The organism is Streptomyces sp. NBC_01635, from assembly GCF_045209715.1.
Lineage (GTDB): Bacteria > Actinomycetota > Actinomycetes > Streptomycetales > Streptomycetaceae > Streptomyces > Streptomyces hirsutus.
The window spans coordinates 7,610,095-7,630,178 of sequence record NZ_CP109277.1 but is presented as its reverse complement, the minus strand read 5'-3'; the positions used below and the strand labels follow the sequence as shown (position 1 = coordinate 7,630,178).

25 protein-coding genes and 2 pseudogenes are annotated in these 20,084 nt (G+C 72.9%); 7 read left to right on the top strand and 20 right to left on the bottom strand.

The annotated features are described in order from the left end of the window. The first annotated feature begins 38 nt into the window (after positions 1–38). Entirely contained in the window at positions 39–665 is a 627-nt protein-coding gene (locus OHB56_RS35465; protein WP_406359279.1) for a DedA family protein, read from the top strand. 48 nt (positions 666–713) lie between these two features. Here the strand turns inward: OHB56_RS35465 and OHB56_RS35460 are convergent, their stop codons facing one another. From OHB56_RS35460 to OHB56_RS35445, 4 genes are all read right to left on the bottom strand, one after another. Further along, the gene (locus OHB56_RS35460) at positions 714–1,787 is read right to left on the bottom strand and encodes an MBL fold metallo-hydrolase (RefSeq protein ID WP_406357859.1); all 1,074 of its coding nucleotides are present in this window, start codon (positions 1,785–1,787) and stop codon (positions 714–716) included. Continuing rightward, a complete protein-coding gene (locus tag OHB56_RS35455; RefSeq protein ID WP_406357857.1) occupies positions 1,784–3,091 on the bottom strand; it encodes an aminotransferase class I/II-fold pyridoxal phosphate-dependent enzyme in 1,308 nt (435 codons plus the stop codon). The genes OHB56_RS35460 and OHB56_RS35455 overlap by 4 nt, the downstream gene beginning before the upstream one ends. Before the next feature lie 135 nt (positions 3,092–3,226). Beyond that, complete coding sequence (locus OHB56_RS35450) at positions 3,227–4,186, bottom strand: hypothetical protein (RefSeq protein ID WP_406357855.1); 960 nt, start codon at positions 4,184–4,186, stop codon at positions 3,227–3,229. A 237-nt stretch (positions 4,187–4,423) separates the two neighbouring features. Further along, on the bottom strand, positions 4,424–4,645 hold the full coding sequence (locus OHB56_RS35445; protein WP_326755802.1) for a hypothetical protein: 222 nt from the start codon (positions 4,643–4,645) through the stop codon (positions 4,424–4,426). Positions 4,646–4,786: 141 nt separating this feature from the next. Here OHB56_RS35445 and OHB56_RS35440 point away from each other — a divergent pair, with 141 nt between their 5' ends. Beyond that, positions 4,787–5,179, top strand: coding sequence for a DUF2795 domain-containing protein (locus tag OHB56_RS35440; RefSeq protein ID WP_326755801.1), 393 nt, complete (start codon positions 4,787–4,789; stop codon positions 5,177–5,179). 73 nt (positions 5,180–5,252) lie between these two features. Continuing rightward, positions 5,253–5,801, top strand: a complete 549-nt coding sequence (locus tag OHB56_RS35435; protein ID WP_406357852.1) for a type 1 glutamine amidotransferase domain-containing protein — start codon at positions 5,253–5,255, stop codon at positions 5,799–5,801. Positions 5,802–5,898: 97 nt separating this feature from the next. Here OHB56_RS35435 and OHB56_RS35430 read toward each other — a convergent pair. Together OHB56_RS35430 and OHB56_RS35425 are read right to left on the bottom strand one after the other, a co-directional pair. Then, positions 5,899–6,248 (bottom strand): annotated as a pseudogene (locus tag OHB56_RS35430) (DUF6158 family protein). A 41-nt stretch (positions 6,249–6,289) separates the two neighbouring features. Next, complete coding sequence (locus tag OHB56_RS35425) at positions 6,290–7,909, bottom strand: ABC-F family ATP-binding cassette domain-containing protein (protein WP_406357851.1); 1,620 nt, start codon at positions 7,907–7,909, stop codon at positions 6,290–6,292. Between the two features lie 182 nt (positions 7,910–8,091). Here OHB56_RS35425 and OHB56_RS35420 point away from each other — a divergent pair, with 182 nt between their 5' ends. Together OHB56_RS35420 and OHB56_RS35415 are read left to right on the top strand one after the other, a co-directional pair. Further along, entirely contained in the window at positions 8,092–8,913 is an 822-nt protein-coding gene (locus OHB56_RS35420; RefSeq protein WP_406357849.1) for a methyltransferase domain-containing protein, read from the top strand. A gap of 42 nt (positions 8,914–8,955) precedes the next feature. After that, a complete protein-coding gene (locus OHB56_RS35415; RefSeq protein ID WP_055597260.1) occupies positions 8,956–9,126 on the top strand; it encodes a hypothetical protein in 171 nt (56 codons plus the stop codon). An 80-nt stretch (positions 9,127–9,206) separates the two neighbouring features. Here the strand turns inward: OHB56_RS35415 and OHB56_RS35410 are convergent, their stop codons facing one another. The 13 genes from OHB56_RS35410 to OHB56_RS35350 all read right to left on the bottom strand — a co-directional run bounded on the left by OHB56_RS35410 (position 9,207) and on the right by OHB56_RS35350 (position 18,984). Further along, positions 9,207–9,464 (bottom strand): gas vesicle protein K, encoded by a 258-nt coding sequence (locus OHB56_RS35410; protein WP_055597266.1) that lies wholly within the window; start codon positions 9,462–9,464, stop codon positions 9,207–9,209. 95 nt (positions 9,465–9,559) lie between these two features. Next, the gene (locus OHB56_RS35405; RefSeq protein ID WP_055597259.1) at positions 9,560–9,748 is read right to left on the bottom strand and encodes a gas vesicle protein; all 189 of its coding nucleotides are present in this window, start codon (positions 9,746–9,748) and stop codon (positions 9,560–9,562) included. After that, complete coding sequence (locus tag OHB56_RS35400) at positions 9,745–10,530, bottom strand: GvpL/GvpF family gas vesicle protein (protein ID WP_406357846.1); 786 nt, start codon at positions 10,528–10,530, stop codon at positions 9,745–9,747. The genes OHB56_RS35405 and OHB56_RS35400 overlap by 4 nt, the downstream gene beginning before the upstream one ends. Next, positions 10,527–10,925 carry a gas vesicle protein gene (locus OHB56_RS35395; protein ID WP_326755796.1) on the bottom strand — a complete coding sequence of 133 codons (399 nt, stop codon included), beginning with the start codon at positions 10,923–10,925 and terminating at the stop codon, positions 10,527–10,529. The genes OHB56_RS35400 and OHB56_RS35395 overlap by 4 nt, the downstream gene beginning before the upstream one ends. Then, positions 10,922–12,046, bottom strand: coding sequence for an SRPBCC family protein (locus OHB56_RS35390; protein WP_406357845.1), 1,125 nt, complete (start codon positions 12,044–12,046; stop codon positions 10,922–10,924). The genes OHB56_RS35395 and OHB56_RS35390 overlap by 4 nt, the downstream gene beginning before the upstream one ends. Then, a complete protein-coding gene (locus OHB56_RS35385) occupies positions 12,046–12,696 on the bottom strand; it encodes a DNA primase (RefSeq protein ID WP_406357843.1) in 651 nt (216 codons plus the stop codon). Before OHB56_RS35385 ends, OHB56_RS35390 begins: the two co-directional genes overlap by 1 nt. Further along, on the bottom strand, positions 12,693–12,956 hold the full coding sequence (locus OHB56_RS35380) for a gas vesicle protein GvpG (protein WP_055597254.1): 264 nt from the start codon (positions 12,954–12,956) through the stop codon (positions 12,693–12,695). Before OHB56_RS35380 ends, OHB56_RS35385 begins: the two co-directional genes overlap by 4 nt. A gap of 4 nt (positions 12,957–12,960) precedes the next feature. Continuing rightward, positions 12,961–13,728 carry a GvpL/GvpF family gas vesicle protein gene (locus tag OHB56_RS35375; protein WP_326755793.1) on the bottom strand — a complete coding sequence of 256 codons (768 nt, stop codon included), beginning with the start codon at positions 13,726–13,728 and terminating at the stop codon, positions 12,961–12,963. Continuing rightward, positions 13,725–14,153, bottom strand: coding sequence for a gas vesicle structural protein GvpA (locus OHB56_RS35370; RefSeq protein ID WP_055597252.1), 429 nt, complete (start codon positions 14,151–14,153; stop codon positions 13,725–13,727). The genes OHB56_RS35375 and OHB56_RS35370 overlap by 4 nt, the downstream gene beginning before the upstream one ends. Before the next feature lie 53 nt (positions 14,154–14,206). Continuing rightward, positions 14,207–14,578, bottom strand: a complete 372-nt coding sequence (locus tag OHB56_RS35365) for a gas vesicle protein (protein WP_326755792.1) — start codon at positions 14,576–14,578, stop codon at positions 14,207–14,209. A gap of 112 nt (positions 14,579–14,690) precedes the next feature. Then, complete coding sequence (ligD, locus tag OHB56_RS35360) at positions 14,691–15,629, bottom strand: non-homologous end-joining DNA ligase (RefSeq protein ID WP_406357840.1); 939 nt, start codon at positions 15,627–15,629, stop codon at positions 14,691–14,693. Continuing rightward, complete coding sequence (locus OHB56_RS35355; RefSeq protein ID WP_406357839.1) at positions 15,626–17,473, bottom strand: transketolase; 1,848 nt, start codon at positions 17,471–17,473, stop codon at positions 15,626–15,628. The genes ligD and OHB56_RS35355 overlap by 4 nt, the downstream gene beginning before the upstream one ends. Then, complete coding sequence (locus tag OHB56_RS35350) at positions 17,470–18,984, bottom strand: FAD-dependent oxidoreductase (RefSeq protein WP_406359278.1); 1,515 nt, start codon at positions 18,982–18,984, stop codon at positions 17,470–17,472. The genes OHB56_RS35355 and OHB56_RS35350 overlap by 4 nt, the downstream gene beginning before the upstream one ends. A gap of 186 nt (positions 18,985–19,170) precedes the next feature. Between OHB56_RS35350 and OHB56_RS35345 the strand changes: the two are divergent. After that, positions 19,171–19,352: pseudogene (locus tag OHB56_RS35345) on the top strand (hypothetical protein); the annotation flags it as partial. Then, complete coding sequence (locus OHB56_RS35340) at positions 19,313–19,477, top strand: hypothetical protein (RefSeq protein ID WP_406359329.1); 165 nt, start codon at positions 19,313–19,315, stop codon at positions 19,475–19,477. The pseudogene OHB56_RS35345 and the gene OHB56_RS35340, both read left to right, overlap by 40 nt. 92 nt (positions 19,478–19,569) lie before the next feature. Here the strand turns inward: OHB56_RS35340 and OHB56_RS35335 are convergent, their stop codons facing one another. Then, positions 19,570–20,049: a phage holin family protein gene (locus OHB56_RS35335; RefSeq protein ID WP_406357837.1), complete on the bottom strand. Its 480-nt coding sequence runs from the start codon at positions 20,047–20,049 to the stop codon at positions 19,570–19,572. Positions 20,050–20,084: the final 35 nt, after the last annotated feature.

Sequence of the window (20,084 nt, the reverse complement as noted above, 5' to 3'; positions counted from 1 at the left end):
TACAGGCGGCCGGTGTGCCCCTGTCCGCCCTGTCCGCCGTGGCCTCGTCGGCGGCCGTGCCGGCGACGGTGGTTCCGGACACCACCCAGCAGGCGATCGGTTACCCCTCACTGTTCCTGCTGGTGCTGATCGGGGCGCTGGTACCGGTGGTGCCGACCGGGGCGCTGGTCAGTTCGGCGGCGGTGGTCGCCTTCCACCGGGCGGCGCCGATCTCGATGCTGCTGGTGTTCGCGACGGCGTCGCTGGCCGCGTTCCTCGGGGATGTGGCGCTGTACTGGCTGGGCCGGCGCGGGATGCGGTCGCGGAACGGCTCGCGCTGGCTGGAGGCGATCCGGGCGCGGGCGCCGGAGGACCGGCTGACGCAGGCACAGGAGAAACTCGCCGATCACGACGTGACGGTGCTGGTGCTGTCCCGGCTGGTGCCGGCGGGGCGCCTTCCGGTGATGCTGGCCTGCCTGATCGCCGAATGGCCGGTCCGCCGCTTCGTCCGCGGCAATCTGCCGGCCTGTCTGGCCTGGGCGGCGACGTACCAGCTGATCGGCGTCCTCGGCGGCTCGCTGTTCGACGAGCCCTGGCAGGGGGTGCTCGCGGCGATCGTCCTGACCGTCCTGATCAGTGTGGCCCCGAGCGTCTGGCGCCACCTGCGGGGGCCCGCGGAGCAGTGAGCCGCCGGCCGTCCCTCGGCCGGCGGGCCGGCCGGTGCGTCGCGGCGGTCAGTCCAGGACGCGGGAGCCGCCTACCGGCAGGTCCCAGAGGTGCTCGCGGGGCAGGTCCGCCTGCTCCCAGGCGGCACGGACGCGGGTGAGGGGTTCCAGCACCGGTTCGGCGGAGAGGACGAACGTCGCCCAGTGCATGGGCGCCATCCGGCGCGCGCCGAGGTCCCGGGCGGCGCGGACCGCCTCCTCCGGGTCGCAGTGGACGTCCCTGAGCCACCAGCGCGGCTCGTAGGCGCCGATGGGCAGCAGGGCGAGGTCGATACCGGGGTAGCGGCGGCCGATCCGGGAGAACCAGTGTCCGTAGCCGGTGTCGCCGCCGAAGTAGACGCGTTGTCCGTCGGAGTCGGTGAGCACCCAGCCGCCCCACAGTGAGCGGCAGGTGTCGGTCAGGGTGCGCTTGGACCAGTGGTGGGCGGGGACGAAGTCGAAGCGGACGCCCCTCAGCTCGGCGGCCTCCCACCAGTCCAGTTCGGTGACGCGGGTGAACCGGCGGCGGTGGAACCAGCCGGCGAGCCCGGCCGGCACGAACACCGGGGTCTCGCGCGGGAGCAGGTGCAGTGTGGGGGCGTCGAGGTGGTCGTAGTGGTTGTGGCTGATGACGACCGCGTCGACGCGGGGCAGGGCCTCCCAGGCGACGCCGACGGGGGTGAGACGGGCCGGGGTGCCGAGGATGCGGCGGGACCAGACGGGGTCGGTGAGCACGGTGAGCCCGCCGATCCGCACCACCCAGCTGGCGTGCCCCGCCCAGGTGACGGCGACCGTGCGGGCGCCGACGCGGGGCAGCGGGCCGGGGGCGTAGGGCAGTTCCGGTATGTCGGCGAGGCCCTGCGGGCCGGGTCTGGTGGGACCCTCGCGGGCGAAGCGGGCGAGACCCTTCAGGCCGGGCAGCGGGGAGGTCAGCCGGTCGTGGAAGGTGCGCGGCCACACCCGTCGTTCGGCGAGCGGGCGGGGTTCGGCGAGCGGGGGGTACGGAGAGGGGGAGGAGGGGGCGGCCGGGCCGGCGGGGTCCGGGCGGTCCGTGTGCGGGGTGGTCGTGGTCGTACTCGTGGTCGACTCGGACTGCTGCGTCATCGATGGGACTCCCCTCGCTGGGCATCGTCGCGGAGATCGTCGAAGACCGTTTTCAGGTGGGTCAACGCGCGTCGCACGTGCGGAAGTTCCCATGGCGCGGAGGATCCGAGGCCTTCCGCGCGCTGCTCGGCGGTGTCGCCGAGCAGGGGCGCGGTGGACAACCGCACGCGGGGCGCTTCGAGGTCGTCGCCGAAACGATGACCGCCCGCCGCGGGCATGCCGAGCCGTCCGGTGAGGAAGTCCTCCAGCTCCTGCGCGTCGCCGACACCGTGCGCGGCGAGTGCCGGAGCCAGCGGCGCGAGGTCGACGTACAGGTGCCGCCCGGCCTGCGGGGGCCGGGCCAGGGCGCCCGCGGCGACGACCGCGGCGCGCGCGGCCGCGGCCACGCGCGCGTGCAGGCGTACGGAGGCCGCCACCCGCGCGGTGACCGGTTCCGGCTCGGACAGCGCGTAGGCGGCGGCTACGGCGACCGGGGTGGCGACCCGCGCGTCGAGCGCGGTCAGGACGTCGAGCACGCGCGCGTGGAGCGGGCCGCCCGCCGCGCCCGCCGGGAAGCGGGCGACCGCGGCGGGCCAGCCCGGCGGGAGCAGGGCGCCCGCCAGGTCGGTGACCACGGTGACCTGTTCGGGCAGCATCTCGGCGGGGCTGAGCAGCACGGTGTCGCGCGGGATGTGCAGGGTGTCGCGCCAGGTCTCGTCGCTGACCAGGTGCAGCCCCTCGCCGACGGCGGCCTCGATGGTCTCGTGCAGCAGTTCGGGCGGAGCGACGGTGCCGGTGGGGTCGTCGGCGACGGAGAGCACCAGCAGGCGCGGGTCGCCGCCCTCGGCGCGCAGCCGCCGTACGGTCTCCAGCAGGGCGTACGGATCGGGGACACCGCCGCTCTCGGCGGGTACCGGCACCGGGAACGCCGGGCGGCCGAGCAACCGGGCGCAGGGCGCCCACCAGGCGGCGCAGGGCCGGGGCACCAGCACGTCCCCGCCGATGGCCGCGGTGAGCGCCACGAGCAGCGCGGGCGCGCCGGGGCCGACGGCCACCCGGTCCGGGACTGCGGGCAGGCCGCGCCGGTCGCCGTAGCCGCACGCGGCGTCCAGCAGGGCGGGGCCGCCACCGACCGGTTCCGTCTCCGCGCGGGACGCGGCGGCGGCGAGGACGGCGGCCAGTTCGGGCAGCACGGGCAACCCGTCCTCGGGCAGCACCGGGCCGAAGCGGACCGGACCGTGGCCGACGGGATCATGGCCCGCGGGGGCACCGCCTGCGGGATCACAGCCTGCGGGGCTGTGGGGTTCGGGGTCCGTCCGCCGCATTCGCGCCTCCACTCCGTGTCCGGTGTCAGTACCCACGGTTCCACCGGCCACTCCCGGCAGGCGCCGCCGCCGACAAGGACCGGGTGGCGAGGGCCGGGGGGACGGGCCGGTCGGCGGACCGGGCCGCTCCGGGCATCAGCCGTCCGTACGCGTGCTCCTGTCGCGGTACAGCCGGTGGACGGCGGCGCCGAACGCGGCCGCGATCAGCAGCCCGCCCGCCACCAGGGCGGACACGGAGTCGGTGAACCCGCCGCCTGCCCCCGCATGGACGCCCCGCGGAACCTCGGACCTGCCGCAGTGGGCGCGCTCGGGTCCGGGGCAGGACGAGGAGGACGACGCAGAAGGGGGGAACGGCTTGTGGGAAGGAGACGGCTTGTGCGAGGGGGAGGGTTTGTGCGAGGGGGACGGCTTGTGGGAGGGGGACGGGGCGCCGGAACCTCCCGGATGACGGGCGCCGACGGTGAAGGGGGCACTCCACGGCTTGCCCTTCTCGCCGGGCGCGGCGGGACACGTGCCCTTGACGGTCCGGGCGGACCCACCGCCCGCCGTGTCGACGGCGTCGAGGGCGCCGAACGCGTCGAGCGCCCCGTCAGCAGGGCTCCCGGCGTCCTCGGCTTCGTCGAGGTCACCGGTGTCCTCGGCGCCGTCGGCGCCGTCGGTGTCGGCGTCGGCCTCCTCGTCGGCCGTCTCGTCGTCGTCGAAGGTCTCGTCCGAGGCCCCCTCCAAGATCTCGTCCAGGGCCTCGTCGCCTCCGGTTCCCGCCGTGCCCCTCGCGTCGTCGAGGCCCCCGGCGGCCCTCACGTCCTGAAGGTCCGCGGTGCCCCGGTAGGTGGGACCGGACTCCTCCGCGTCGCCGCCGGTCACCTGCTTCAGCTCGACGGCACCCTCGCCGAAGGCCTCCGAGGTCGCCTCGATGGTCTTCGGCGGCGGCCCGTCGGCCGGGTCGCAGAGGACCGAGACGGTGACGGTGCCGTCCGGGGCCGCGCTGCCCGGACTGACCTCGGCGGACGGATCCGCGGACGCGGTCGGCGCGAGCACGCCGAGGACGGTGCCGACGGCGGCGGCGAGGGACAGGGCACGGGCGGTGCGGCGCATGGTGCGGGCTCCTTCGGGCGACGGCCGGGGCACGGCGTCCCGTTCGACGGCCGCGGGGGTGATCCCACGTCGTCGGGGCACGGGGTCGAGCCCCCGCATCCATCAGAGCCCTGCGGCCGCCGCGTCGCGCGCGGCCGGACACCATTCGCGGGACGGGCACGCCCGAGCGGGTGAAGCCGGTGCACGAGGGCGCCCGTCCGGTGGATCAGGGGCTGCCGGGAAACCCGCCCGGATCCGTCAGGCCGCTGTGCGCGGCGGCCGGGGCGCCGGCCCGGGGCCCGCGTCCTGCGGTGCGGGGACACCGTCGGGAACCTGCTCACGCACTCCGGGCAGCAGAAGGTCCTCGTAACGGCCCAGCATGAGCAGGACGCCGAGCATGAGCGGCGGGATGAGCAGTGCGAGCACCGCCATGGCGGTCCCTTCCCAGGAGGCGGGCAGAGGCACGTACGGGTGAGGCATCCGGGTCTCCCGCCGTTCCCGGGGCAAACCGGCGCTGCGCGGCCCCGGTACCGAAGGGGGTGACAATCCGGCCGGCGAACCCCGTGTCGGTCTCCGCCCTCCGGGTACGCGGTGCGAACCCCGAACCACCTGGAGGGAAACATGCAGCGAGGCAGCAACCGGCTGAGTGTCCACCGCGACGACGAGATGAAGCACGAACTGCAGGGCCTGCTGAGGTCGGGGCACCCCACCCGGACCGAGGAGTGGAACGACCCGGAGCCGTCCGCCGAGGACGACCCGGAGGTGGCGCGCGGTCCGGTGACACCGGGGCGCACGCCGACGTCGCTGGAGTCGGTGCGCCTGGAGCTGGCCAGGATCCTGACCCGCGGGGCGTTCCCCGCGGGTCCGCGCGAGCTGATGCGCACTCTGAGCCTGCGGCACGCTCCCGACACACTCGTCGAGGCGCTGGAACGCCTGCCCCGGCGGGCCCACTACGACAACGTGCAGGAACTGGCCGAGGCACTGACGCGGACCCGGGAGACGGAGAACGCGTAGGAGCCGCCCGGTTCCCGTGCACCACCACATGAGCGCGCGAACGACGCGCACGAAAGGAAGGACAGAACCCCTCATGCGTATCGCGTTCCTTGTCGCGCCCGAAGGCGTCGAGCAGGTCGAACTGACCGAGCCGTGGCAGGCGGCCGTGGGCGCCGGTCACGAGCCCGTGCTCGTGTCGACGCAGTCCGGCAAGATCCAGGCGTTCGACCATCTCGACAAGGCGGACACCTTCCCCGTGCAGGAGGTGGTCGGCGACACGGCTGCCGACGCCTTCGGCGGGCTGGTGCTGCCGGGCGGGGTCGCGAACCCGGACTTCCTGCGCACGGACGAGGCGGCCGTCGCGTTCGTGCGGGACTTCTTCCAGCAGGGCCGGCCGGTCGCCGCGATCTGCCACGCGCCCTGGGTCCTCGTCGAGGCGGATGTGGTCCGCGGCCGGGAGCTGACCAGCTGGCCCAGCCTCCGGACCGACCTCCGCAACGCCGGCGCCACCTGGGTCGACGAGCAGGTGAAGGTCTGCGACCACGGCCCCGGCAAGCTGGTCACCAGCCGCAAGCCGGACGACCTCGAGGCGTTCTGCGAGACGTACCTCGACGTCTTCGCCGCGGAGTCGAAGGAGGCCTGAGACGGAGACGGCCGTCGGCTCGGCCGTCGCACGTCCGGGACGACGGTCGCCGCAGGCCCGGTCCGGCGGCCGTCGGCCCCCGGGACCGGGCCGTCCGTCAGGTGCCCGGGGGCATGGGGGTCGCCGCGTCCGTGCCACTCCGCTCCCGGGCCCCTTCGCGAGTGCGGCCCGCCGCCACCGGGCGGCGGGGGTTGCGGCGCAGGTACTCGCCCTCCAGCTGGGCCATGCGCTCGTTGTGGGCCCGCAGCGCGTCGTTGGAGGCGTGCAGCAGGGTGTCGTGGCGCGTGCGGTGGATGGTTTCCAGCTCCTTCATGAGCTGCTGGTCGTCCAGGCGGTTCGGCTCGACTCCGGTCATCGTGTGCCCCGCTCGTCGTGTGCGTCCTGCGGTCCGGGTACCCGCCGGGAAGGCCACGGGTCCCCGCGTCCCTGCGTCCACTCTACGAACATCCCGGGCACCGGGCCCGTTCCGCCCACCGGGCCCCCTGCGGCTACCGGGCCCGTGCCACCCGGCGCTCGTCCCACACCGGTTCGGGGGTCTCCCGGACCCTGCCGTCGCCGCCGAAGACCAGGTAGCGGTCGAAGGAGCGGGCGAACCAGCGGTCGTGCGTGACGGCCAGCACCGTGCCCTCGAAGGCCTCCAGGCCTTCCTGGAGCGCCTCCGCCGACTCCAGGTCCAGGTTGTCCGTCGGCTCGTCGAGCAGCAGTGCGGTGACCCCCTGGAGCTCGAGCAGCAGGATCTGGAACCTGGCCTGCTGGCCGCCGGAGAGCCGTTCGAAGGTCTGCTCGGCCTGGCCGGTCAGTTCGTAGCGGCGCAGCCGGGACATGGCGGCGCCCCGGTCCTGGGCGTGCTCCTTCCACAGGATGTCCAGAAGGGTGCGGCCCTCCAGTTCGGGGTGCGCGTGCGTCTGTGCGAAGTGTCCGGGGACGACCCGGGCGCCGAGCCGCCAGCCGCCGGTGTGGCTCACGTCGTCCCCGGCCAGCAGGCGCAGGAAGTGCGACTTGCCGGAGCCGTTGGAGCCGAGTACGGCGACCCGTTCGCCGTAGAAGACCTCCAGGTCGAAGGGTTTCATCAGGCCGGTGAGTTCGAGCTGCTCGCAGGTGACCGCGCGGACTCCGGTCCGGCCGCCCTTGAGCCGCATCCGGATGTCCTGCTCGCGCGGCGGCTCCGGCGGCGGGCCGGCCTCCTCGAACTTGCGCAGCCGGGTCTGCGCCGCCTGGTACCGGGATGCCATGTCGTGGCTGACGGAGGCGGCCTGACGGAGGTTCAGCACGAGCTTCTTCAGCTGGGCGTGCTTCTCGTCCCACCGTCGGCGCAGCTCCTCGAAGCGGGCGAAGCGTTCGCGGCGGGCCTCGTGGTACGTGGCGAAGCCGCCGCCGTGCACCCAGGCGTCGGCTCCGGTGGGGCTCGGCTCGAGGGAGACGATGCGCTGGGCCGCACCGGCGAGCAGTTCCCGGTCGTGGGACACGAACAGCACGGTCTTGCGGGTCTGTTCGAGCCGCTCCTCCAGCCAGCGCTTGCCGGGCACGTCGAGGTAGTTGTCGGGCTCGTCGAGGAGCAGGACCTCGTCGGTGCCGCGCAGGAGCGCCTCGAGGACCAGGCGTTTCTGCTCACCGCCGGAGAGGGTGCGCACCTGGCGCCACTGCGCCTGGTCGTACGGGACGCCGAGCGCGGCCGTCGTGCACATGTCCCACATCGTCTCGGCCTCGTAGCCGCGTGCCTCCGCCCAGTCGGCGAGAGCCTGCGCGTACCCCAGCTGGGCGGCCTCGTCGTCGACGGTGAGGAGGGCGTGCTCGGCCTTGTCGACGGCACGGGCCGCTTCACGGATTCTGGGAGTGGCGACGGAGACGAGGAGGTCGCGCACGGTCGTCTCGTCCCGTACGGAGCCCACGAACTGGCGCATGACGCCGAGACCGCCGCTGACCGTGACCGATCCGCCGTGCGGCTTCAGCTCGCCGGCGAGGAGGCGCAGGAGGGTCGTCTTGCCCGCCCCGTTGGGTCCGACCAGGGCCATGACGGCCCCTTCTCCCACCCGGAAGGACACGTCGCCCAGGAGTGCCCTCCCGTCGGGAAGGAAGTACTCCAGATACGCGGCTTCGAGGTGACCCATGGGAGGCCATTGTCCGGGGCGTCGGCGCAGGTGGCAAACCGTTTTACCGCTCGGGCTCGACGATGTCTCCCCATACCCCCTTAGTCCACAGTGTGAAACGGGGGTCTCACCATGCGGCCGGGGCGCGTACGGTGACGGTCGTTCGGAAGAGGCGTACGCGACGACGAGGGGACGGGTTCACCATGCCGGCACCGCGAGAAACCGCTGTCTACACCCACGGGCATCACGAGTCGGTGCTGCGGTCGCACACCTGGCGGACCGCGGCCAACTCGGCCGCGTACCTCCTCGGAGTGCTGCGGCCCGACATGCGGATCCTGGACATCGGATGCGGGCCCGGCACCATCACCGCGGACCTGGCGTCGCTCGTCCCCGACGGGCACGTCACCGGTCTCGACCGGGCGCCGGGCGTCCTGGAGCAGGCCCGTGCCACGGCGGCCGGGCGAGGTCTGGCGAACACCTCCTTCACGGTGGGCGACGTGCACGCGCTGGACTTCCCGGACGACACGTTCTGTGTGGTCCATGCCCATCAGGTGCTCCAGCACGTGGGGGATCCGGTGCGGGCACTGCGCGAGATGGGACGGGTGACCAGGCCGGGCGGGTACATCGCCGTCCGGGACGCCGACTACGCGGCGATGACCTGGCATCCCTCGTCCCGGGGCATGGACGACTGGCTGGAGCTGTACCGGCGGGTGGCGCGGGCCAACGGCGGCGAACCGGATGCCGGGCGGCGGCTGAAGTCCTGGGCGCTGGCCGCGGGACTCACGGACGTCACCGCCGGCTCGGGCACCTGGACCTTCTCGACCGAGGAGGAGCGGGCCTGGTGGAGCGGTCTGTGGGCGGACCGCACGGTGGCGTCGGCCTATGCCGGGCGGGCCGTCGAGCAGGGCCACGCCACCGGCGGGCAGCTGCGGGCGGCAGCACAGGCGTGGCGGGAATGGGGCGCGCGGGACGACGGCTGGTTCAGTGTGCTGCACGGAGAAATTCTGTGCCGCAAGGAAGCCTGAAACGCGAATTCGGGGCAATCAGAAGAGCAGGAGGTCGACATTATGGTTCCCATTCTGCTCGTTCTGCTTCTGGCCCTGGTCCTTTTCGGCGCCGGTTTCGCGGTGAAGGTGCTCTGGTGGATCGCCTTGGCGGTTCTCGTCGTATGGCTGCTGGGATTCCTCATGCGCAGCACAACTGCGGGCGGAGGCAGGGGCCGCTGGTACAGGTGGTGAGGTGACGGTCGGCGCGTGACGCACGACGTCGCGCCAAGGGCCCGGCCCCGGGGAACTGCCGGGGCCGGGCCCTTGGGGATTCAGTCCCGCGGCAGCAGCGGTCCGAGCGGCCCGAGGTCCAGATTCAGGTCCTCGGGCCGCAGTCCGTAGCGGTCCCGCAGTTCCGCCATCCGGTCCCCGAGCAGCATCAGGGTGAGCCCGATGCGCTCCTCCTGCTCCTCCGTCAGGTCTCCCTCGTCGAACCGGCGCAACGCCTGGCGCTCCATGAGCTGGCGCAGCAGTTCCACGACGGTGAGCACCAGTTTGACCAGGTCGCGTTCGACCGTGTCCGGCTCCAGGTCGAGCCGGTTGCGCCGACCGCTCCGGTCACGCCGGCCACCGTGCGGCTCGTCGGCGTGCGGCTCGTCGGCGTGGTGGTCGTCCGGGGCGGCCGTCAACGCAACTCCTCGAAGGGCGACGGAACGTTCGCGTTCACCGAGCTGATGAGCGCGTTGAGGTCGATACGGACCAGGTCGACGTCCGCGATGCGCAACGTGAGGTCGCCGGTGATGACGACGCCGCCGGCCAGGAGCCGGTCGAGCAGATCCACCAGGGCTATCTCCCGGCGTTCGACGACGGTCATGCCCCCTCCTCCCCCGTCACCGATTCGTCCCCGGCGAACGAATAGGCCGCCCAGGGGCCGGTGAGTTCTACACGTATTCCGGGCGCCCCATCCCTCGTCCGTTCCACCGTCTCCACGAATTTCTCGGACTCCGCCCGCGGCACGAGATAGGCCGCATTCAGCACATTGCGCCCCGAGGCGCCGGAGAGCGTGGGATTCTGCGGCGCGTGCAGCCGGGAATCCTCGGCATAGCCGGAAAGCGTCTCGTGCAGGTGGGTCGAGAAAGCCTCGGCCCGCTGCCACAGGTCGTCGTGCGACTTCGTCTCCCTGCGCCGTTGGCGCAGGTAGTCCCGGCCCGAGGCGGGCTTGCGCGGGGGCGGTGCGGCGGCGGGGTCCGGCGTCTGCTCCGCCTCGACGAAGACCTTCACGCCCCATTCGACCCGGCCGTCCAACCGGTCCAGCGTCCGCAGGAAGCTCTCCTCGCGCGCCTCCATCATCGTCCGTACGCCGCTGTCGTCGCGGAACACGGTGCCGAGCCGCAGCGGCAGCGGCGTCGTGACGGTGGTGAGGGCGTCGATGACGCCCTGGTGGGCGCGGGCGACCGTGGTCAGCCAGTCGAGGTCCTCCAGATGCGCGCGGAAGGGCTCCTCGGCGAAGTCCGCCTCCGGCACATGACTGACGACGGCCACCAGGCCGTGGTGGGTCAGCACCCGGGGCGGATCCCCCGCCACACCGGCCAACTGCGCCTGGAGCGGAGCGCCGAAGGGCCGGCAGACGGCGTAGACGTACCGCAGTCCGGTCACGGGGCCTCCTCGGGTGGACGGTCGGCCTCCCGCTGACGGTCGGCCCTCTGCCGGCGGCCGGTCTCCAGCGAACGGCCGGTCTCCTCCTGACGGCCGGTCTCCAGTTCGGCCAGACGCTCGCGCAACTCGGCGTTCTCCTTGGCCAGTTCGGAGCGGCGGGCGCGGGAGGACAGTGCCGGGTCCGTCTCCCACCAGTCGATCCCCATCTCCTTCGCCTTGTCGACGGAGGCGACGACGAGCCGCAGTTTGATGGTGAGCAGTTCGATGTCGAGCAGGTTGATGCGGATGTCGCCCGCGATGACGATGCCCTTGTCGAGCACCCTCTCGAGGATGTCGGCGAGGTTGGCGCCGCCCCCCTGGCCGTACGGCTCAGGGAAGCGGCCGGGTGTGGTCATCGTCGGCTCCCGCCCTCGGCGTACTCGGGCTCGTACTCCTCCTCGCCTTCGCCCTCCTGCTCGTCCTCGTAGGCGTCCTCGTCCTCGTAGGCGTCCTCCGCCGGTTCCTCGTCCTCCGCGGCTTCGTCCGCCTCGTCCTCGTACTCGGCCTCCGGCTCCTCCTCTTCGCCTTCGCGGGCTTCCTCGCCCTCGCCGGCCTCCTCGCCGGCCGTCTCGTCCTCGTCGCGCGAGGCCTCCTCCTCTTCCTCGGCGACGGCGTCCTCGTGGCTGCGGACGACTTCCCCGTCCTGGATCTCGCCGCGCCAGCCGTCCTCGGCCTCGCCCTTGAACGTGATGAAGCGGGCGAAGTTCTTCAGGTCGAGCCGGGCCCGGCGGCCCTGGGCGCGCCAGATGTTGCCGGTCTTCTCGAACAGGCCGGCGGGGTAGTACTCGATGACCAGGAGGACCCGGGTGAGGTTGTCGGCGAGTTGGTGGAAGGAGACGACGCCCTTCGTGGTGCCCTTGGCCCCCTCGGAGGACCAGACGATGCGGTAGTCGGGGACCTGCTCGGTGGTCTTCGCCTTCCAGCTGCGGTTGGACCAGAAGACCTTCAGCTGCCAGTCCGAGGTGGTGTCGTCGCCCTTGCCGGCGCTCTTGACACCCTTCGCGAAGGTGCTGAAGTCCTGGTACTGGGTCCACTGGTCGTAGGCGGTGCGCAGCGGGACGCCGACATCGATGTGCTCGATGATGACGGTGGGCTTCTTCCCCGCCGAGCGCTTGCCCTTGCCCTTGCCGCCCAACAGGCCCTTGAAGGCACCCATCACGTTGTCCTTGACGCGGGAGGCGCCCAGTTCGACGGCGGTGCGCAGAGGGCTCTTGCCCTCGGCGAGTTTGCGGCCGCCGTCCAGTGCCAGCTTGGCGAACCCGGGGCTGTTGCCCTCGGCGATGTCGGTGAGTTTGCCGGTCGTCTCGCCGAGCTTGCGGCCGACACCGGTCAGCATGCGGGTGGCCTGGACCGCGAGGTAGTCCTGCAGTTCCGCCTTGAGGCGGTCGGCGGCCTCGCTGTGGGCCACGTCGGCGAGCGGGTTCTTCGACGTCCCCTCGCGGGCGGCGGAAGCGGCCGAGCCGAGTGTCCCGGCCATCACTCACCGCCTCCCTTCGCCGTGCGGGAGCGGGTGCCCCGGGACGAGGCCGTCCGCGCGGCCGTGGTCTTCTTGCCGGCCGTCTTCTTGGCCGCTGCCTTCTTCGCCGGAGCGGCCTTCCCGGTCGGCGCCTTCTTGGCGGGGGCCTTCTTGGCAGGAGTCTTCTTCGCCAGGGCCTTCTTGGCCGCCTCCTTGGAGGGGGCCCTCTTCGACGGCCGCTCGGGGGGCGGTTCCGGCTCCTCGCCGTCCGGTTCGTCGTCCCCGGCCTTCTCGTCGTACTCGTCCTCGGCGTCCTCGTCGTACCCGTCGTCCTCGCGGTCCGGCCGGCCGGCCACACCGGTCAGCTGGTCGCGCATCTCGGCGGTACGGCCGTGCAGCTTGCCGGCGAGGGAGTTGAGCTGCCGTTCCACGAGAGCCCCGGACGCCGCCTTGCCCGCGCCGCGCAGATCCCCGCGCAGCTGGTCCCCCAACTCCTTGAACTGCGGGTTGTTCTGCAGCTGCTTGGACACCAGGTCCGTGATCATCCGCGGGCCGAGGTTCAGTTTCTTGCCGGCCACCAGGCCGCCGACGGCGACCGCCGCCTTCAGTTTCTTCGTCCGTCCGAGAAAGTATCCAGCCCCTATCGCGAGGCCAAGTGCCGTTCGGTTCATTGTGGTGTCGTCCCGTCCCCTGTGGCGCCGGTGTGCATCGCGGTCTCCAACCGGTCGAGGAGTACGTCCTCCTGCTGGTCGAACTCCTCCTCGGTGATCTCTCCGGCCTCCAACTGCTCCTCGAGCCGTGCCAGTTCGGTACGGATCGTGGCGGGGTCGTAGTAGATGCGTTCCGCCTCGCGAAGCACCTGTTGGATGGCCCAGCCGCTGCCGCGCACGGGGGCGAACGGCAGCAGCAGTACCTCCGAGATCAGGCCCATGCCGTCACCCCGCTCCGGCGTCCGCCCCGCCGGCCGTGGTACCCGCCGGTTCGGCCGGGCCGGGTTCCACGAAGCTGTACGGCGGCAGCGGACCGTTGAGCCGCACCTCCAGGTGCGGCATGTCCTCGCGAACCCGGTCCACGGCGGCCATGAAGTTCGCGGCGGCGTCGCGCTCCACCAGGAAGGAGACGTTGGCGAGCCAGCCCGTGGACTCGGGGCCCACGCTCACGGCGTCGGCCACCGGTTCCAGGGCGCGCTGCACGGCGGCGCCGTCCTCGGCCTCCTGCCCCCTGACAGCGCCGGCGACCATCTCACCGAGGCGGATCTTGTCGTCGTAACTTCCGCCATTGGACTTCCGGTTGGCCTCCGCGAGGGCACGGACCTCCGGATTCACGGCCATCACGTGGTGCAGTACGGCTTCCTCGACATGATTGGCCTTGACGTTGTACTCGACCCGGCCGTCCAGAGCCCGCAGGCGCTCCTTGTAGTGCTCGGCGCGTTCGGTGAGGACGTCGGTGACGGCGTCGTCGTCGGGGGCGACGCTGCCGAACCGCATCGGCAGCACACAGCCCTCCGCACCCACCTCGCCGAGCACGTTCTGGTGGGCGAGCAGTTCCCTGCGCTTGGGACGCAGCCCTTCGGGGGCGTCACTGACGACGGCCGCCAGGTCGCCCGCCTTCAGGACGCGCAGCGGGCCCTCCCCCACGCCGCTCAGGTGCTCGGGAACGGCGGGGTGCGTACTCGCGATGATGCCGTAGACGTACGTGCTCACTCCTGCTCCTCCTTCCGGCGTGCCGAGGTGCTCTTGCGGGCCCGCGGACGGGACTCCCGCTCGGAGCTTTCGCCGCGTGCCTGCTGGAAGGCGTCGGAGATGGTCTCGGCCGCGCCGGACAGCGCGCCCTTGGACTTGCCGCGGGCGCCGGACTCGGTCATCTCACCGACCAGGTCGGGCAGGCCCGGGTCCTTGCGCGGCCCGGACTCCAGGTCGAGCCGGTTGCACGCCTCGGCGAAGCGCAGATAGGTGTCGACGCTGGCGACGACGACGCGCACGTCGATCTTGAGGATCTCGATGCCGACCAGGGAGACACGCACGAATGCGTCGATGACGAGCCCCCTGTCCAGGACGAGCTCAAGCACGTCGTAGAGGCCACTGCTGCCGCCTCCACCGCCGGACTGTTGTGCCGGTACGACTGTCATACCGTCTGTTCCTCCATTTCTGTGAGTGGGGGGAGCGGGGCCGGGCGGGCCTCCTACTGGCCGCCGGACCTGCGTCCGTCGGCCCGTCCTCGCTCGTAGCGGCGAACACGCCGGTAACCGGTGAGCTGGCCGTCGGGATCGAGCTCCACCTGGTAGCTCGCCATCAGGCTCATCGTGTCGGGGACGCGCTCGAGTTCGAGGACCTCGACCTCCAGCGCCCAGCCCTCCTCCGTCTGCGTGAAGGACGACACGGACTCGGCTTCCATACCGGTGAGCTCCGCGAGCTGTCCGCGCGCCTGGCGCAGCACCTCCATCGGGCCCGGCCGCTTGTTCGCTCTGGTGTTTTCCGTGGACTTGCGGGATTCGCGGGAATCCTGTGCTTCCTGTGAACCCTTGGAATCTTCGGTGTTTCTTGCGTTCGCCATGGGCACCTCCTCCTCCGTGTGGCCGTAAGTCCGTTCGCCAAACCTCGTGGGGCTCACCCGATTGCCACGGCCGGCTCCCTGCCTGCCTGCCCGGCCGGCCGGCCGAAGACGGTCAGCCCCGCAGCGCGGCCAGCCGCCGGCGGGCCGGGCCCAGGGCGCGGCCCCGGCGCGGCAGCCCGGCCCAGGGGTCGGTACGCAGCTGATCGAGGGCGTCGGCGACGGTCCAGCGGCGGGCGTGCAGCTCCGGGTCGTCCAGCCGGTCCCAGGAGAGGGGGGTCGCGACGGGGGCGCCGGGCAGGGCACGGACGGTGCAGGGTGCGACCGCGGTCTGCGCATAGGCGTTGCGCTGCACGTCCAGGTAGAGCCGGTCGCCGCGGTCCTTCTTGCGCGCGGCGGTGGTGAGCCGGTCGGGGTGGGCGTCGGCGAGGGTGTCGGCGACCTCGCGGGCGAAGGCGCATACCTCGTCGACGTCGTGGTCACCGGTGAGCGGCACGATCACATGGAGCCCTCGGGAGCCCGTGGTCATCAGTGCCGAGGGCAGGTTCAGCTCGTCCAGCAGCTCCCCCAGCAGGCGGGCCGCCTCCCGGACCGTCTCGAAGTCGTCCCCCGAGGGGTCGAGGTCGAAGACCAGCCGGTCCGGACGGTCGGTCCTGTCGGCCGGGGCGGCGCGGGAGAGCCAGCGGTGCAGGGTGATGCTCGCCTGGTCGACGAGGTACAGCAGGGTCGCCGTGTCGTCGCACACGGTGTGGCACACCGTGCCGCCCTCCTTGGCGACCTCGGCCCGGGTGATCCACTCCGGGTAGCTCCCCGGGGTGTTCTTCTGCATGAACGTGGGCCCGTCGATGCCGTCCGGGTGCCGCTCCAGCATCAGCGGGCGGCCCCGCAGGTGCGGCAGCATGAAGGGGGCGGCGGCCCGGTGATAGTCGACGAGGTCGCCCTTGGTGTACTCCCCGGCGCCCCCGCCGCCGGGGAAGAGCACCTTCCCCGGCCGGTGGATCCGCACGGTGCGGCGCCCGGCCCGCACGGTCCGCACGGCGTCCTCGCCGCTCACGGCACGATCGCCTGCCCCACCAGCAGCCGCCCGGCCGCCGCGATCGACTCGGCGTCGATGCCGGCGGCGTGCAGCTGCTCCTCGGGGGAGGCCGAACCCGGCATGCCCCGTACGGCGAGCCGCACCAGGCGCGGCACGGGCCGTCCGTCGGTGAACGCGTCGAGGACCGCGTCCCCGAGGCCGCCCTCCGGATGGTGGTCCTCCACGGTCACCAGGCAGCCGGTCTCCTCGGCGGCCCGGCGCAGGGTGTCCCGGTCGACGGGCTTGACCGAGTACAGGTCGATCACCCGTACCGCGATGCCCTCCCCCGCCAGCGCGTCCGCGGCGGCCAGGGCCTCGGGCACCGTGACGCCCGCCGCCAGCAGCGTCATGCGGTCCCGTTCCGAGGAACGCAGGACCTTGCTGCCGCCGACGGGGAACTCCTCGCCGGGGCCGTAGATCACGGGGCTCTCGCCGCGCGAGGTGCGCAGGTACCGGACGCCGTCGAGGTCCGCCATCGCGGCGACCAGACGCGCGGTCTGGTTGGCGTCACAGGGGTAGAGCACCGTCGAGCCGTGCACCGCCCGCATCATCGCCAGGTCCTCGAGGCCCATCTGGCTGGGCCCGTCCTCGCCGATGGCGACCCCGGCGTGCGAGCCGACGAGGTTGACGCCGGCACCGCTGATCGACGCCATGCGGATGAAGTCGTGGGCGCGGGTCAGGAAGGCGGCGAAGGTGGCGGCGTAGGGCACCCAGCCGCGCGTCGCCGTCCCCACCGCCGCGGCCACCATCTGCTGCTCGGCGATGTAGCACTCGACGTAGCGTTCGGGATGCTCCTTGGCGAAGAACTCCGCGCGTGTGGAGTCGCCGACCTCCCCGTCCAGGACCACGACGTCGCCGCGCACGGTGCCGAGGGCGGCCAGCGCCTCACCGAAGGCGTTCCGTGTCGCCACCTTCTCGCCCTTGTCCCACCGGGGCGGTTCGGCCTGCCCGGTGCGCACGGCGTGCAGCACGCGGGCGGCGGGCGGTTCCGGCACCCTCACGCGCAGGTCGCGGGGGCCGCCGAGTTCGGCGATCGCCTCGTCGGCATCCGGCAGCGGCTTGCCGTGCATCCCCTCGCGGTCCTGCACCGCCTCGACGCCCTTGCCCTTGAGGGTGCGGGCGAGGATCACGGTCGGCTGCCCCTTGGTGGAGGACGCCTCCCCGTACGCCCGGTCGACGGCGTCGACGTCGTGCCCGTCCACCTCCATGGCGTGCCAGCCGAAGGCCTCGAAGCGGCGGGCGTACGCGTCGAGGTCGTGGCCGTGCCGGGTGGGGCCGCGCTGGCCGAGCCGGTTCACGTCCACGAGGACGGTCAGGTTGTCGAGGTTCTCGTACGCGGCGTGCTCGGCGGCCTCCCACACCGAGCCCTCGGCCAGTTCGCTGTCCCCGCACATCACCCACACCCGGTAGCCGGAGCGGTCGAGCCGCTTCCCGGCCAGCGCGATGCCGACGCCGACCGGCAGTCCCTGGCCGAGCGACCCGGTGGCCGTCTCGACCCAGGGCAGCCGCCGGGGGGTGGGATGGCCTTCGAGGCGGCTGCCGAGCTTGCGGAAGGTGAGGAGTTCCTCGTCGTCGATGGCGCCGACCGCCTTGAACGCGGCGTACATGAGGGGGGAGGCATGCCCCTTGGAGAGGACGAAACGGTCGTTGCCCGGGTGCTCCGGGCGGTCGAAGTCGTAGCGGAAGTGACGCGCCAGCAGGACGGCCATCAGGTCGGCCGCGGACATCGAGGACGTGGGGTGCCCGGAGCCGGCGGCGGCCGCGGCGCGGACACTGTCCACACGCAACTGCTGCCCGAGCTCGACGAGTTCACCGATGTTCATGAGTCTCCTTCGACGGAATCGACGGGGTTGTCGGGATCGGCCGGGTTGCCCGGGCCGGCGGGGTTGTCGGAGCTGTCGGTGCGCTTGACGGGGCCCGGGGCGAGGTGCGGGCCGGCGGGCGGCCGGGGGCCGGACCGCCTCCTCCCCGGTTCACCGCCGGGCCGGTTCCCGGCGGGCCCGGGGGCCGGCTCGGCGGCCTCCTCGCCGGACCTCTTCCGTCCCGGGCCGGGGGACACCCTGGCCACTTCCGGGGACGCGGTGTCCAGCGGCACCGACCAGGACCGTACGAGCCCCAACTGCACCGCCTGCCGCGGCAGTACGGCGTCCAGCAGCCAGTCGGCGGCGACCCGCACCCGGTTGCCGGGCATCGCCGCGAGGTGGTAACCGCGGGTGACCGCGCCCGCCGCCGGACCGGACAGGTGGACGCCGAGCGGGTTGGCCGCCGCCTTGACACCGCCCAGGTCCACCACGAACCCGAGGTCGCGGTGACGGTAGGAGCGGGGCTCGCCGTCGCCGAGGGAGGCGGCGACGTTGTGGGCGCAGACCTTGCCCTGCCGCCAGGCGTGCTGCGCGGTCATCGGGGTGTACTGCCCGGGCTCCTCCAGATCAGGTACCGCCGCCGCGTCACCGCAGGCGAACACCTCAGGCCGCCCCGGCACCCGCAGCTGCGGGTCCACCAGCAGCCGCCCGCGCTCCATGGGCAGCCCCAGCGACTCGGCGAGCGGATCGGGCCGCACACCCACGCACCACACCAGCGTCCGCGTGTCGACGAACTCCCCGTCGGTCAGCAGCACTCCCTCGCGCGTGGCCTCCTTCACGGAGGTCCCCATCCGCACGTCCACGCCCCGGTCGCGCAGTACCCGGTCGGCGGTGCGGGAGAGGCGCTCGTCGAGCTCGGGCAGGACCCGGTCGGCGATGTCCAGCAGCAGCCAGCGGGGCCGCATGCCCGTCCGCATGGGGTGCTTGTGGACCTGCGCGTCGCTGAACAGCTTTCCGTGCGCGGCGACTTCGGTTCCGGTGTAACCGGCGCCGACCACCACGAAGGTGCACCGGGCGGCGCAGGTCGCGGGGTCGTCGGTGGCCGCCGCGAGCTCCACCTGCCGGGTCACGTGGTCGCGCAGGTACAGCGCCTCGGGCAGCCCTCGGAAGCCGTGCGCGTGCTCGGCGACACCCGGGATGGGCAGCAGCTTGTTGACGCTGCCGGCGGCCAGCACCAGCCGGTCGTAGGAGAGGCTGCCGCCGTCGCCCTCGGGGCCGGTGTAGTGCACGGTCCGGGCGTCGAGGTCGATGCGGTCGGCCTCGCCCAGCACCAGCCGTACCTGCCGCAGCGTCCCGGAGAGGGAGACGGTGACCCGGCGCGGCTCCAGGATGCCGGCGGCGACCTGGGGCAGCAGCGGCAGGTACAGGAAGTAGTCGGTCGGGTTCAGCAGGGTGATGTCGGCCCGGCCCCGGGCCAGCCGGTACAGGGTGCGGGCCGTGCGGTACCCGGCGAAGCCGGCACCGATGATCACTATGCGGGGTCGACTCACGGTTCGCCTCCGGGGCTGTCGTCACGTACCTCGGGAGACTTCCGCGTCCCCCTGGCCGGGGTCGCCAAACGTCCGCGGGCTTCCGCCCCGGTCCTGTCGCCGGTGTCCGCCCCGGCTCCCGGGTGCCCGGAGCAGGACCCGAATCGCCCCTGTCCCGAAGGCACTCCTCTGCCCGGGTACGGCTGTTTCCCTCATGTGAGCAGTACGGTCCCGCCACGTGAGCAGTACCGTCCCGCCGAACCGGTGGAGCAGGCGCGGATGGCCGAACAGGCCGGGTTCAGGGACTGTGGATCTCGGACCACTGCCCTCCGTGGAACGACGAGCAGGGGCAGAGCCCCTTCGTGTGGTCGCCGGGCCGATCCGGTGCGCGGACGCGGGCTTCGACCTCGTCCACGTCCATCGGATCGGCCCGGATCTGCGCGGCTTCCTCGACTTCCACCGTGCGAAGGTGCTGCCGCGGTCGCAGGCCCGGTGACCCGGTGGCCCGGTGACGCCCAGCGGCACGGTGAGGAGGCGGGCCGCGGCCCGTGCCCTCACCGTCTCGTTCGGGGTCCGCCTCGCGGCCGGTCAGCCCCGAGGGCCCGGCGCATCAGGGCCCGGCGCACCGGGGGCCGGAGTGTCCGGCCGCGGCGGTACGGCGCCCGTGGCGGGCGGCGTCGACGGCACCGGCGGAGCGACGCCACCGGTGCGCCCGCGCTCGGCGCCCTGCTGCCCGGGGACGGACGCCTGCCCGGGGGCCCCGGGCCCGGGGACGGGCGAGGGGCGGGCCGCGTTCCGCAGGGCGTAGGCCAGGGCGCCCAGGATCACGGCCGTGATCAGCGCGGCGGCCCAGCCCGGCAGGACGAGGGCGAGGGCGAGCCCCACGGCCAGTGCGACGGCCGCGCCCGCGTACAGGGCGACGGCGCCGGACGCGCCGTACAGGGCGGCCTTGCGGCGCTGCCCCCGCGCCTGTTCACGCAGCTCGTCGCGTACGCTCTCGCGGGCCACCTGCGCCAACTCGTCGACCAGGTGCTTGTCCAGATGCTGCATGTGCTCCAAACGCTGCATGACGCCCGGGTACCCAACGCTCCTCGCACGTAACT

What these genes read in the sequence shown, in the direction of transcription:
- OHB56_RS35460 (WP_406357859.1), bottom strand. Translation starts at nt 1,787, where the DNA reads ATGACGCAGCAGTCCGAGTCGACCACGAGTACGACCACGACCACCCCG.
- OHB56_RS35455 (WP_406357857.1), bottom strand. Translation starts at nt 3,091, where the DNA reads ATGCGGCGGACGGACCCCGAACCCCACAGCCCCGCAGGCTGTGATCCC.
- OHB56_RS35450 (WP_406357855.1), bottom strand. Translation starts at nt 4,186, where the DNA reads ATGCGCCGCACCGCCCGTGCCCTGTCCCTCGCCGCCGCCGTCGGCACC.
- OHB56_RS35445 (WP_326755802.1), bottom strand. Translation starts at nt 4,645, where the DNA reads ATGCCTCACCCGTACGTGCCTCTGCCCGCCTCCTGGGAAGGGACCGCC.
- OHB56_RS35440 (WP_326755801.1), top strand. Translation starts at nt 4,787, where the DNA reads ATGCAGCGAGGCAGCAACCGGCTGAGTGTCCACCGCGACGACGAGATG.
- OHB56_RS35435 (WP_406357852.1), top strand. Translation starts at nt 5,253, where the DNA reads ATGCGTATCGCGTTCCTTGTCGCGCCCGAAGGCGTCGAGCAGGTCGAA.
- OHB56_RS35425 (WP_406357851.1), bottom strand. Translation starts at nt 7,909, where the DNA reads ATGGGTCACCTCGAAGCCGCGTATCTGGAGTACTTCCTTCCCGACGGG.
- OHB56_RS35420 (WP_406357849.1), top strand. Translation starts at nt 8,092, where the DNA reads ATGCCGGCACCGCGAGAAACCGCTGTCTACACCCACGGGCATCACGAG.
- OHB56_RS35415 (WP_055597260.1), top strand. Translation starts at nt 8,956, where the DNA reads ATGGTTCCCATTCTGCTCGTTCTGCTTCTGGCCCTGGTCCTTTTCGGC.
- OHB56_RS35405 (WP_055597259.1), bottom strand. Translation starts at nt 9,748, where the DNA reads ATGACCGTCGTCGAACGCCGGGAGATAGCCCTGGTGGATCTGCTCGAC.
- OHB56_RS35395 (WP_326755796.1), bottom strand. Translation starts at nt 10,925, where the DNA reads ATGACCACACCCGGCCGCTTCCCTGAGCCGTACGGCCAGGGGGGCGGC.
- OHB56_RS35390 (WP_406357845.1), bottom strand. Translation starts at nt 12,046, where the DNA reads ATGGCCGGGACACTCGGCTCGGCCGCTTCCGCCGCCCGCGAGGGGACG.
- OHB56_RS35385 (WP_406357843.1), bottom strand. Translation starts at nt 12,696, where the DNA reads ATGAACCGAACGGCACTTGGCCTCGCGATAGGGGCTGGATACTTTCTC.
- OHB56_RS35380 (WP_055597254.1), bottom strand. Translation starts at nt 12,956, where the DNA reads ATGGGCCTGATCTCGGAGGTACTGCTGCTGCCGTTCGCCCCCGTGCGC.
- OHB56_RS35370 (WP_055597252.1), bottom strand. Translation starts at nt 14,153, where the DNA reads ATGACAGTCGTACCGGCACAACAGTCCGGCGGTGGAGGCGGCAGCAGT.
- OHB56_RS35365 (WP_326755792.1), bottom strand. Translation starts at nt 14,578, where the DNA reads ATGGCGAACGCAAGAAACACCGAAGATTCCAAGGGTTCACAGGAAGCA.
- OHB56_RS35355 (WP_406357839.1), bottom strand. Translation starts at nt 17,473, where the DNA reads ATGAACATCGGTGAACTCGTCGAGCTCGGGCAGCAGTTGCGTGTGGAC.
- OHB56_RS35335 (WP_406357837.1), bottom strand. Translation starts at nt 20,049, where the DNA reads ATGCAGCGTTTGGAGCACATGCAGCATCTGGACAAGCACCTGGTCGAC.